Source organism: Novosphingobium sp. GW821-FHT09E05 (genome assembly GCF_059416165.1).
Window position 1 is genome coordinate 968192 of the sequence record NZ_JBWKOQ010000001.1, and the last position, 11819, is coordinate 980010.

Sequence of the window (11819 nt, forward strand, 5' to 3'; positions counted from 1 at the left end):
TTCTAGCGTGGATGATTCCCTTCGAAGCCGGCCGGCCTGACCCCCGACGCTCGGCGCACGGCTACGGATACGTGATCCGCACGATCTCCCATTCCTTCTCGCCCGAGGGCAGGCGCACCACGCGCAGGTCGCCCACGGCGGCGCCGCGCAGGGCGCGGGCGATGGGGGCGCTCCAGCCGATGCGGCCCTCGGAGACATCCTGCTCGTCATCGCCCACCACGGTCACGGTCAGGCGCTCGTCATCTTCGTCGGCGAGGTCGACGGTGGCGCCGAAGAATACCTTGCCGCGCTCGGCCTGCGCGGCGGGGTCGACCACGCGCAGCGCCTTCATGCGCCGGGCAAGGTAGGACAGCTCGCGGTCGATCTCGCGCATGCGCTTGCGTCCGTAGAGATAGTCACCGTTCTCCGAGCGGTCGCCGTTGCCTGCCGCCCACGAGACGATCTCGACGATCGCCGGCCGCTCGGTGCCAAGGAGGTGGTCGTAGCGGGCGCGCAGGGACGCCATGCCGGCGGGGCTGATCGGGGGACCGTCTAATTTCATCGCGGTGACCTTAGGAACCCCGGCCCGCGCGGCCAAGCTCCCGCGCGTGCGATCTCCCCGGTTGCATTGCCGCAATTAGTCCGACAAATAAGATGCAACAACCAACGGGCAGAGGACAGCACCACCATGGATTTCTCGCGTCGCACCGCCATTTTCACCGCAGCCGCGACCTCGCTCGCGGGGCTCGCGCAAAGGGCGGTCGCGGACGCGCCGCTGCCCGTGTCCACGCCTTCGGGTTCGCCTTTGCCGCCGGTTTCCGCGCTCGCCCCGCGCCCGCCGATGGGGTGGAACAGCTGGAACAGCTTCGCCGGCACCATCACCGAGGCGCAGGCGCTCGAAACCGCCGCGATCATGCGCGATAAGCTTCTGCCCTCAGGCTACGACGTCTTCACCGTCGACATCCAGTGGTACGAGCCCGAGGCGAGCAGCTACACCTACAACTCCAACCCGGTTCCGGCCCTGGATGCGCACGGCCGGCTGGTGCCCGCGCCCAACCGTTTCCCCTCGGCGAAGGGGGGCAAGGGCTTCGCGCCGCTCGCTGCGAAGGTTCACGCGATGGGCATGAAGTTCGGCATCCACGTCATGCGCGGCATCTCGCGCCATGCGGTGAAGCTGAACCTGCCGGTCCTGGGCACCAAGGTGCGCGCGCAGGATATCGCCGACACCACCTCGATCTGCTCGTGGAACCCCGACATGTACGGCGTCGATATGACGAAGCCGGGCGCGCAGGAATACTACGACGGGCTGTTCAAACTCTACGCGTCGTGGGGCGTCGACTTCGTGAAGATGGACGACATGAGCCGCCCTTACGACGCCCACGCGCCCGAGATCGAGGCGGCGGCAACAGCCATCGCGCGCTGCGGGCGGCCGATGGTGCTCAGCCTTTCGCCCGGCGAGACGCCGGTGCTGCGCGGCGAGCATGTCCGCCGGCATGCGCAGATGTGGCGGATTTCCGATGATTTCTGGGACGAATGGGCGCAATTGGAAGCGCAGTTCACCCGTCTGGAGAACTGGACGCCGTTCCGGGGACCGGGCTCGTGGCCCGACGCGGACATGCTGCCGCTCGGCCGGCTGGCGCTGGGGGAGCGCAATTCCCGCTTCACGCCCGACGAGCAGCAGACGCTGATGACGCTGTGGTCGATCGCCCGCTCGCCGCTCATCATGGGCGGGGACCTGCGCCACCTCGACCCCGCGACGCTGGCGCTGCTGACCAACCCCGAGGTGCTGGCGGTCAACCAGTCGAGCAGCGGCAACCGCCCGCACTTCGTCGAGGATGGCCTGCGCGTCTGGTCGGCGGCGAGCGAGGATGGCAAGGCGCGCTACCTCGCGGTGTTCAACCTTGGCAAGGAAGCGCTTGAAGTCACGCTGCCGTTGCGCACCATCGGCGTGGACGGCCGGGCACCCGTGCGCGACCTGTGGCAGCGCCGCGACCTCGGGCCCGTCGCGGACCGGGTGAGCACCCGCCTCGCGTCCCATGCGAGCGTCCTGCTGCGGCTCGGATAAGGCTTTTCCGGCGCCGGAACCCCCGTGCGGGGGTTGCATGGTCGGCGCTCCGGCGCCAAGCACGCACGATGCGCATTGCTCTTTTCGAACCGGAAATCGCCGGAAACGTCGGCGCCGTCCTGCGCCTCGGCGCCTGCCTCGGGGCGGCGGTGGACCTCATCGAGCCGCTGGGCTTCGCGTGGGACGACCGCCGCGTCCGCCGCACCGCGATGGACTACATCGACCACGTCACGGTCGCCCGCCATGCCGACTTCGATGCGTTCAGGGCGACGATCGGTTCGAGCAGGCTGGTGCTGCTCACCACCAAGAGCCGCCACTCGTCCTACGATTTCGCGTACAGGGCCGACGACGTGCTGCTGTTCGGCAAGGAAAGCGCGGGCGTGACCGCGGCCATCGCCGATGCCTGTGACGCGCAGGTGTGCATCCCCATGCGCGCGCCGGTGCGCTCGATGAACCTCGCCACCTCGGCCGCGCTTGCGCTCGGCGAAGCCCTGCGCCAGACGGCGACGTTGCCCGCTTGAGCAAGGGCGCCGGGCCGAGGCGCGCCGGTCAGCCCGGCTGGCGCTTGCCGGGCATGAGGCGGGTCAGCTTGTTGGCGCCGTTGTAGTCCGACCGCGCCGGGTACATCGTCTCGTAGACGACGGCGTTCTCCAGCACCCGCTGGACGTAGTTCTTGGTCTCATAGATGGGGATCTGCTCCATCCAGTCGATCCAGTCGATCGCGCCGGTGCGCGGGTCGCCGTTGGCGCGCAGCCACTTGTTCACGTTGCCGGGCCCGGCGTTGTAGGCGGCGACCGCGAGCGGGGTAGCGCCGCCATAGTAGGTCATCATCCGGCCGAAATAGCCGTCGCCCAGCTGGATGTTGTAGGCGGGGTCGGTGACCAGCGCCGACTGGTTGTAGGGCAGGCCCATCTTGCCCGCCTGCTCGCGCGCGGTGCCGGGCATCAGCTGCATGAGGCCGCTGGCCCCGGCGTGGCTGAGCGCGTTCTGCGCGAACTGGCTCTCCTGCCGGGCGAGCGCGTGCACCATGGTCCAATTGGTGCCCGGCGGGGTCGGCACCAGCGGGAAGGAGATCTGGCCGAAATCCTCGAACCCGTCGGCATGGGCGGCCTGGCCGAGGATCACCGCGAGGTCGCGGCGGCCGATCTGCTGCGAGAGGTCGGCGACGAGGACATGGTCTTCCGAGGTCGCGGCCTGGTCGGCGATCTCGCGGTAGAACTGGATGCCGGTGCGCCAGTCGGCATCGCGGGCGACGTCGCGCACGGCCTGTGTGATCGGCAGCCCGTTGAACGAACTGCGCTGCGCGGCGGTGGGCACGGTTGTCGGCCGGGTGTCGAGGTTGGGGATCGGCCGTCCCAGTCGCTCGAGCGAGAGCTGGCCGTAGAAATACTGCGGGTACTTCGCCGCCATCTCGAAATAGCGGTTGGCCCCGGCCATGTCGCCGCCGATGGCGAGCGCGCGTCCGGCCCAGTAGAAGCCCTTGGAGCGGGTTCCCGGCGTCTGCGCGGCGGCGCCGTAGCGGTAGAACAGCGGCGCCGCGCGGCGCGCGTCGCCCAGCGACCACAGCGCCTTGGTCCCGCCGAGCCAGACGAGCGTCGTGTAGTCGTCTCGCACGCGGTACGAGAGGCGGCTGACATCGGTGCCGGGCGTGAAGGCGTCGTCGATCGAGCCGGCGATGCGCACCGCGTTGCTGGCGTCGGCGGCGCGTGCGGCGGTGAGCAGTTCCTTAACCCACAGCTCGGGCTCGGGCACAGGGCGAGAGAGCGGCGGGCGGTTGGCGAGGAGCGCCACCGCGCCCATCTGGTTGCCCGAACGGCGCGCCTGCACCGCGCGATTGTAGACGTAGCCTGGGTCGGACGAGATCTGTGCGGGCAGGGTGACGCCCATGGTGCCGGGCGCGGCGCCCTGCAGCAGCGAGAGGCGCTCCATGAACTCGGCCCGGCGCGCGGCGGAGACGAAGGAGACCTGCCGCTCGGCCTGCGCGGTTTCGCCCTGCCACAGCAAAGCGTCCATCCGCGCGTCGTGGTCGGCACTGGTCAGTCGGCTGGCGTAGAGCGAAAGCAGCGCGCTTTCGTCGACCGGGATCAGGCTGCCCTTGCGCCAGGCGGCGACGGCATTGGCGGAGGCATCGGCGCGGCGCATCGTCGACAGCGCCACGGCGTAGCGGCCCGCGGCCTTGCTGGTGAGCGGCGCGTAGCGGTCGAAATAGGCGATGACCGAGCCGGTGGCGGGCGATTCGGTGAGCAGCGCTTTTTCCGCATAGCCGCGTATCTTGTCCTGCTGCGGATAGCCGGGATAGCTCAGCAGGAAGCCGGCGTAGGACGCGAAGCCCATGCGGTCGCTGGCGACCAGCAGCTTCCAGCGGTCGATCGACTGATGGACCGCCATGTCGTGCGACTGCATCGACTGGGCGCGCGCCGCGTCCCATTCCCGGCCATCCTGGGCCAGGGCGGGAACGGCGAACACGGCCGCGAAAATGGCTGGGGAAATGCTCAGCAGCAGGTGGGGGGTGCGCAACATGCTGGACATTTTGGAAAGAGGCTCCTTATCAGGCGCTGAACGTGACGTTCGGGTACGGGGGCGGTTCCCCGGCCGGGCGATCATTGAACACCACCAGAGGTAAAGTCCATGTTCTCCGGCTCCATTCCCGCGCTTGTCACACCGTTTCGCGACGGAGCGTTCGATGAGCAGGCTTTCCGCCGTCTGGTGGACTGGCAGATCGAGTCGGGTTCGTCGGCGCTGGTGCCCTGCGGGACAACGGGCGAGAACTCGACGCTCTCCAACGCCGAGCACCACCGCGTGATCGAAGTCTGCATCGAGCAGGCTGCCGGCCGCGTGCCGGTCATCGCCGGCTGCGGCAGCAACGACACGATGAACGCGCTGCTGCACATGACCTTCTCGAAGAAGTCCGGCGCCGCCGCCGCGCTTCTCGTGGCGCCTTACTACAACCGTCCCAGCCAGGACGGGCTGCTCGCGCACTTCGGCTACCTCGCCGAGGCGATCGACCTGCCGATCGTCCTCTACAACGTGCCGGGCCGCACCGTGACCGACCTGCTGCCCGAGACCGTGTGCGAACTGGCGCGCCGCTACCCGGGTCGCTTCGTCGGCATCAAGGACGCCAGCGGCGACCTGTCGCGCGTGACCGACCACCGCATGGGCATCGGCAAGGACTTTGTGCAGCTCTGCGGCGACGACGAACTGGCGCTGCCCTTCAACGCGGCCGGCGGCGTGGGCTGCATCTCGGTGACCGCCAACGTCGCCCCGAAGCTCTGCGCCGAGTTCCAGGCCGCCTGCGCCGCCAATGATCTGGAGGAAGCACGCCGCATCAACGACATGCTCTACCCGCTGCACTACGCCATGTTCGAGGACAGCTCGCCGGGCCCGTGCAAGTACGCGCTGGCGCAGGTGCACGACTGGATCGAGAACGAACTGCGCCTGCCGCTCGTCCCCTGCGGCGAGAAGGCCCGGACGGCGGTGGACGAAGCGCTGGTCCACGCGGGCCTTCTGTAAGGCGTCACTTCCCGCACGGGAACTTGCAGGGCGCTGCCGGGCCGCAGACACTCTCCTCGAAAAAAGAGGAGAGGAAGACGATGGCTACAATCGCAACCGGCGCGGCGACCTGGACGACGCGTGAGGCCGTGACCGGCGAACATGCGCTCAAGGTCCTGGCCTATACCGACTGCATCAAGCGCACCGTCGAGCGCGCCAAGGAGCCCGGCTTCGACGAAAGCGGCTGGGATGACCTGGCCGCGCTGCTCGACACCGATGCGTTCCAGCGCGTTGGCAACGACAAGGCGGCGATGGGTTGGGAAGTCTATCGGGGCCTGTTGATGCAGTGGGCGACCACCACCGACTTCTGGGCCGAATTCCGTCGCATCAGCGAGGTCGGCGACAGGGTGTTCCTCGAACTCACCGAACACAACTGCCCGCGGGGCCATGCGGAGACGGTGGTCAATTCCTGCACCGTCTATCGGTTCGACGGGGCGGGCAAACTCGTCCACCTGGACATCTATTTGCAGCACGATTGATCCATCCGGCCCGCTTGGGCGATTTCCCGTCCGAAAGCGGGGTGATGGGGCGTTTTCTTTTGCCGCGCACATGCCTACATGCGGGAACATGGCACGCCCCCAGAACTCCCTTTTCGACAAAGCCAAGACCGTCGCGGAAAACCGCAAGGCTCGCTTCGACTACTTCATCGAGGACAAGTTCGAGGCAGGCATCGCGCTGACCGGCACCGAGGTAAAATCGCTCCGTTTCGGCGAGGGTTCGATCGTCGAGTCCTTCGCCGAGATCCGCGGCGGGGAATGCTGGCTGGTCAATGCCAACGTACCCGAGTTCAGCCACGGCAACCGCTTCAACCACGTCCCCAAGCGCCCGCGCAAGCTGCTGCTCCACGAGCGCGAGATTTCCCGCCTGCAGGGCGCGGTGGAGCGCAAGGGCATGACGCTGGTACCGCTCTCGATCTACTTCAACAGCCGCGGCCGCGCCAAGGTCGAATTGGCGCTCGCCAAGGGCAAGAACGCGGCCGACAAGCGCACCACCATCAAGGACCGCGAATGGAAGCGCGACCAGGCCCGCATCATGCGCGACCACGGTTGAGCGGGGAATGAGCACGATGCTTGCCCGACTGGGCGCGTGGCTGCACCGCCAGATGCCCACGCACGAACAGCTTGAGGCAAATCGCTTCACGGCGCCGCTCGCCCGGCGGCAGGAACTGTTCCGCTTCACCCGCCGCTCGGTCCCGCGCGGGGTCGCGGTGGGGTTGCTGGTGGGCATCTTCGCGCTGATCCCCGGCGTCCAGATCGTCGGCGCGGCGCTGATGTGCGTGCCGTGCAGGGGCAACATCCCCCTCGCTGCGGCGATGACCTTCCTGTCGAACCCGGCGACCACGCCCTTCATCCTCGCCGCCTCGATCTGGCTCGGAAACAAGCTGGGCTACCACGCCGATCTTTCGACCTTCTACGCGCTGTACGAAAGCGGCGCGGGAATCGGTGAGTGGGCGCACTGGCTGCTGTCCGACGCCGCACCGGCGCTGCTGGTCGGCCTTTTCGTCATCTCCACCGTCTGCGCGGCGCTGGGCTATCTCCTGTCGATGTGGTTCTGGCGTTGGTGGATCGGACGCAAGCACCATGCCCGCCGCCTGCGTCCCGCGCGTCCCCCCCGCCCGGACGCCGTCGTGGCCGAATCGGAAACTCCTGCATGAAGGCGCGTACCGATCGGGCAGGGAGCTCCTTCGGTTCGGGTTCCGACGCACTGGTGGTCGCGGCCGCCCTGCTGCTGAGCGCGCTGCTGGTGTGGCTGGTCTCGGGCGACGCGCTGCTGATGGCGGTGTTCGTCGCCGCGCTCGCCGCCTTCGGCGCGCTGGCCTGGGCGCTTTCGCGCCGCCGTGCGCCCGCCGCCGAGACCGAGTTCGCGCAGCCCGACTGGTCGGTCACCGTCGCCGCGATCGAGCGTCCCGACATGGCCATCGCCGTGACCGACCGCGCGGGTCGGCTGACATGCGCCAATCCCTGCTTCGAGGCCTGGTTCGGCGCCGGCAGCGCCCCGCCGCGCCTGCCCGTCGTCCACGCCTCGCTCGAACGTCTCGCCGACGCCACGCGCCGGGCCTGGCGCGACGGCCACGGCACCGCCGAGATCGCAGACGAGGAAGGCGGCCACTGGCGCGCCGACCTGCGCCGCGCCGGCCGGGGCGACGACTTCCTGGTCTGGCGCATCTCCTCGATCAGCGCGGTCGACCCGGTCGCCGAACTGGTCGTCCAACTCGACGGCAAGCTGGGGCGCGGTCTTGCCAAGGCGGGCATCGCTGCGGCCCTCGTCGACCCCGACGGCGCCATCCGCGCCGCCAGTTCCGGCTTCGCCGCACGCGCGGTGGGCGACGCGAAGGCCGACATGACCGGCGCGGACTTCGTCTCGCTGCTGAGCCAGGAAGAGGGTGAGCGTATCGGCTGGGCCCGCGACGGCGGACGCGGCGGCGCGCTGGTGCTCTACCACGTGCCCGTCGCCGATCCCGATCTTGCCGGCGAGCCCGACCCTGCCACCACGCCGTCGCTGATGCTGGTGATCGAGGCCGGGCAGGGCATCGGTGCCAGCGCCGGCGGCACCGGCGCGGCGCCGCATCTCGAAGCGCTGCTGAGCCAGCTCCCGCTTGGCCTCGCCATGGCCGACCGCGACGGCCGCCTGCTCTTCGCAAACCCGGCCTTCATGCGCGCGGCCGGCCACGAGGGCCATGCGCCGCCGACCTATCCGACCGACCTCGTCGTCAAGGAGGACAAGCGCGCGCTGTCCGAGGCGATCCGTCGCTTCGCGCAGGGGCCCACGGCCGCTGGCGACCTTGCCATCCGCCTGACCGCGCAGCCCGACGACCCGGTCTCGCTGAGCCTCGCCGGCGTGCGCGGGCTGGGCGAAGCGGCCGTGCTGCTGGGCCTCACCGATACGTCCGAGGAAATCCGCCTCAAGCGCCAGGTGGCGCAGGCCACCAAGATGCAGGCGGTCGGCCAGCTCGCCGGGGGCGTCGCGCACGATTTCAACAACGTGCTCACCGCGATCCTGGGCACCTGCGACCTCATGCTGATGCGCCATACGCCCGGCGATTCGGACTATGACGACATCCAGCAGATCCGCGCCAATTCGAACCGCGCCGCCTCGCTGACCCGCCAGCTCCTCGCCTTCTCGCGCCAGCAGACGCTGCGCCCCGAAGTGATCCAGCTGCCCGACGTCGTTGCCGACGTCTCGCAGATGCTGCGCCGCCTGATCGGCGAGAAGATCCAGCTCGTCGTCACCCACGACCGCGACCTTGGCCCCGTGCGCGCCGATCCGACCCAGCTCGAGCAGGTCATCGTCAACCTCGCCGTCAACGCGCGCGATGCCATGCAGAGCAGGGGCGACGGCGCCGGGCGCCTCGTCCTTGCCACCCGCAAGGTCACCACCACCGATGTGCGCGCGATGCGCAGCGAGATCATCCCGGCGGGCGAGTATACCGCGCTTATCGTCGAGGACAGCGGCGGCGGCATCCCGCCCGAGATCCTCGGCAAGATCTTCGAGCCGTTCTTCACCACCAAGGAGCAGGGCAAGGGCACCGGGCTCGGTCTCTCCACCGTCTACGGCATCGTCAAGCAGTCGGGCGGCTTCATCTTCGCCGAGAGCGAGGCAGGCAAGGGCACGCGCTTCACCGTCTACCTGCCGGTCCACCACGTCGCGCCCGGCTCGGTGCCCGAGATTGCACAGGCCAAGCCCGAACCGCCGCCGAGCCAGTGGGCAGGCGGCGGTTCGATCCTGCTGGTCGAGGACGAGGACCCGGTCCGGATCGTCGCCGAACGCGCGCTCACCCGCCAGGGCTACAAGGTCACCTGCGCGCGCGACGGCGAGGAGGGGCTGGAACTGGTCCAGGAAGGCGGCCAGTTCGACATCGTCGTCTCCGACGTCGTCATGCCCACGCTCGACGGCCCGGCCATGGCGCGCGAGATCCGCCGCTTCGCCCCCAACCTCCCGGTGCTGTTCATGTCGGGCTATGCGGAAGAGCAGTTGCGCCGGCAGATCGGCATCCCCAACGCCTGGTTCATGCCCAAGCCCTTCTCGGTCCAGCAGCTCTCAGAAAAAGTCGGGGAAGTTCTCGCGCGCATGGCGCAGGAGCAAAAGCGGGATTAAAAAACGGAAATCTGCCGAAGTTCCCCTCTTGTTCCCTGAGAACAAAGGTCGTACACCACTTCCCATGACGTTGACCTTTCCGGTCAGCCCGGTAGCACAGGGGAAGAGACATGGCTGCTCAGCTCAAGCTGATCCAGGAAGGCAAGGAAAAGGACGCAATGGACCGTCAAAAGGCGCTCGAAGCAGCGCTGGCCCAGATCGACAAGGCATTCGGCAAGGGTTCGGCGATGAAGCTGGGCTCGAAGGAGACGATGCAGGTCGAAGCGATCTCGACCGGCTCGCTCGGCCTCGACATCGCGCTCGGCGTCGGCGGCTTGCCGCGTGGCCGTGTGATCGAGATCTACGGCCCGGAAAGCTCGGGCAAGACCACGCTCGCGCTCCACGTGATCGCGGAAGCCCAGAAGACCGGTGGCACCGCCGCCTTCATCGACGCCGAACACGCGCTCGACCCGGTCTATGCCAAGAAGCTGGGCGTCAACATCGACGAACTGATCGTCTCGCAGCCCGATACCGGTGAACAGGCGCTCGAGATCGTCGACACGCTGGTGCGCTCGAACGCGATCGACGTGCTGGTGGTGGATTCGGTCGCCGCGCTGGTCCCCCGCGCCGAAATCGAGGGTGAGATGGGCGACAGCCATGTCGGCCTCCAGGCCCGCCTGATGAGCCAGTCGCTGCGCAAGCTCACCGGCTCGATCAGCCGCTCGCGTTGCATGGTGATCTTCATCAACCAGCTGCGCATGAAGATCGGCGTCATGTACGGCAACCCGGAGACGACGACCGGCGGCAACGCGCTCAAGTTCTACGCCTCGGTCCGCCTCGACATCCGCCGCACCGGCGCGATCAAGGACAAGGACGAGGTCGTGGGCAACGCCACCCGCGTCAAGGTGGTGAAGAACAAGGTTGCGCCGCCGTTCAAGCAGGTCGAGTTCGACATCATGTACGGTGAAGGCGTCTCCAAGATCGGCGAGATCCTCGATCTTGGCGTCAAGGCCGGCATCGTCGAGAAGTCGGGCGCTTGGTTCAGCTACGATTCGGTGCGCATCGGCCAGGGCCGTGAGAATTCGAAGACCTACCTGAAGCAGAACCCCGAAGTCGCCGACCGCCTCGAAAAGGCGATCCGCACCAAGACCGACGGCCTCGCCGAAGAGATGATGGCCGGTCCTTCCGAGGATGACGACGTTTAAGCCAGCGCCAGCCCAGGCGATGAATACAGGAACCCCGGCCCTCGCGCCGGGGTTTTTTATGCCGGGCTTGCGGGATGACAAAAGAATGCCCGCCAACCGAATATGTCGGGGCGGGCAGGATTTCCATCCGAGGGAAAAGTCGACCGGCGCGGCTTGGAGGGGGGGAGGGCCGCGCCGGCCTTCACTGAGATAACAACGAAGCCACTGGTCCGTTCCCGGAGACCGGCCTTTTTGTCACGCGCCTACTTCGCGACCGCCCGCAGCGCCTTCTCGATCTCTCCGCCGCAGTAGGCGTCGCCATAGTCTTCGAATGCCCTGGCCTTCAGGGCTGCCAGTGCCGGCACTTCGTGCATGCGCCGCGCCAGGCCTGCGGTGCGAGGGGCGGTCTCCTCCAGCATCCGGCCGATGGATACGAAACGGTCGCTCATGGTCGCCCATAATACGGCACTGACGATATCCGCGATGCCGGCTTCCCTCGTGCCGAGGAGGAAGCCGTCATCCGCGGAAAGTCCGTGTGCCGTGCCGATCGTTTCCCAGAACCCCATCCAGCGTTCGAGACGCGGCACGAATTCGGTCCACGATTCCGGCGTCCACATCTCGCGCCCGCCGTCGAGCGTGATCTCGTCGATCACGTCGTTGGCATCGTTCACGATCTTGGCGGTCATTGCGCGACCCTCGGCGTTGCCCGGCAGCAGGCCCAGCGTTTCACCGAGGTAGAGCGCGATCGCCGGCATTTCGGAAAGCGCGAATCCGCTTGTCCTGTCCACCAGCAGGGGCGGTCCCATGAAAGGCACCGGCTGGTCCGCCGGTGCCTTTTCCATGAGCTTGCCGATGGCGGCGGAATCGTATTCCGCCCAATCCATGCCTGCATATGCAAGGATCGCCCGGATGAACTGGCCGCGAAAAGGCAGCGGCCAGTAGTAGAAATCATAGTCGGCCATGGTCGC

Annotated in this window: 11 protein-coding genes; 8 read left to right on the forward strand and 3 right to left on the reverse strand. The window is 67.9% G+C overall.

The genetic code is table 11. The features are described from left to right. Positions 1 to 61 precede the first annotated feature (61 nt). Positions 62 to 541, reverse strand: coding sequence for a transcription elongation factor GreB (greB, locus tag AC07M9_RS04475; RefSeq protein ID WP_494881655.1), 480 nt, complete (start codon positions 539 to 541; stop codon positions 62 to 64). Positions 542 to 667: 126 nt separating this feature from the next. Between greB and AC07M9_RS04480 the strand changes: the two genes are divergently transcribed. Beyond that, positions 668 to 2044: a glycoside hydrolase family 27 protein gene (locus tag AC07M9_RS04480; protein ID WP_494881657.1), complete on the forward strand. Its 1377-nt coding sequence runs from the start codon at positions 668 to 670 to the stop codon at positions 2042 to 2044. A gap of 68 nt (positions 2045 to 2112) precedes the next feature. Beyond that, positions 2113 to 2565, forward strand: coding sequence for a tRNA (cytidine(34)-2'-O)-methyltransferase (locus tag AC07M9_RS04485; protein ID WP_494881659.1), 453 nt, complete (start codon positions 2113 to 2115; stop codon positions 2563 to 2565). Positions 2566 to 2593: 28 nt separating this feature from the next. On the opposite strand, the gene AC07M9_RS04490 is transcribed toward AC07M9_RS04485, so the two are convergent. Beyond that, positions 2594 to 4573 carry a lytic transglycosylase domain-containing protein gene (locus tag AC07M9_RS04490; protein WP_494881660.1) on the reverse strand — a complete coding sequence of 660 codons (1980 nt, stop codon included), beginning with the start codon at positions 4571 to 4573 and terminating at the stop codon, positions 2594 to 2596. A 99-nt stretch (positions 4574 to 4672) separates the two neighbouring features. On the opposite strand from AC07M9_RS04490, the gene dapA reads away from it, so the two are divergent. The 6 genes from dapA (at position 4673) to recA (ending at position 10872) form a co-directional block, all read left to right on the forward strand. Then, on the forward strand, positions 4673 to 5554 hold the full coding sequence (gene dapA, locus AC07M9_RS04495; RefSeq protein ID WP_494881661.1) for a 4-hydroxy-tetrahydrodipicolinate synthase: 882 nt from the start codon (positions 4673 to 4675) through the stop codon (positions 5552 to 5554). Positions 5555 to 5634: 80 nt separating this feature from the next. Beyond that, on the forward strand, positions 5635 to 6072 hold the full coding sequence (locus tag AC07M9_RS04500; protein WP_494881663.1) for a hypothetical protein: 438 nt from the start codon (positions 5635 to 5637) through the stop codon (positions 6070 to 6072). 88 nt (positions 6073 to 6160) lie between these two features. Further along, on the forward strand, positions 6161 to 6643 hold the full coding sequence (gene smpB, locus AC07M9_RS04505) for an SsrA-binding protein SmpB (RefSeq protein WP_007678650.1): 483 nt from the start codon (positions 6161 to 6163) through the stop codon (positions 6641 to 6643). 7 nt (positions 6644 to 6650) lie between these two features. Next, the gene (locus tag AC07M9_RS04510; protein ID WP_494881664.1) at positions 6651 to 7247 is read left to right on the forward strand and encodes a DUF2062 domain-containing protein; all 597 of its coding nucleotides are present in this window, start codon (positions 6651 to 6653) and stop codon (positions 7245 to 7247) included. Further along, complete coding sequence (locus tag AC07M9_RS04515) at positions 7244 to 9688, forward strand: hybrid sensor histidine kinase/response regulator (protein ID WP_494881665.1); 2445 nt, start codon at positions 7244 to 7246, stop codon at positions 9686 to 9688. The genes AC07M9_RS04510 and AC07M9_RS04515 overlap by 4 nt, the downstream gene beginning before the upstream one ends. 110 nt (positions 9689 to 9798) lie before the next feature. Continuing rightward, positions 9799 to 10872, forward strand: coding sequence for a recombinase RecA (gene recA, locus AC07M9_RS04520; protein WP_007678647.1), 1074 nt, complete (start codon positions 9799 to 9801; stop codon positions 10870 to 10872). 242 nt (positions 10873 to 11114) lie between these two features. On the opposite strand, the gene gst is transcribed toward recA, so the two are convergent. Continuing rightward, positions 11115 to 11813 carry a glutathione transferase, Atu5508 family gene (gene gst, locus AC07M9_RS04525; protein WP_494881666.1) on the reverse strand — a complete coding sequence of 233 codons (699 nt, stop codon included), beginning with the start codon at positions 11811 to 11813 and terminating at the stop codon, positions 11115 to 11117. Positions 11814 to 11819 lie beyond the last annotated feature (6 nt).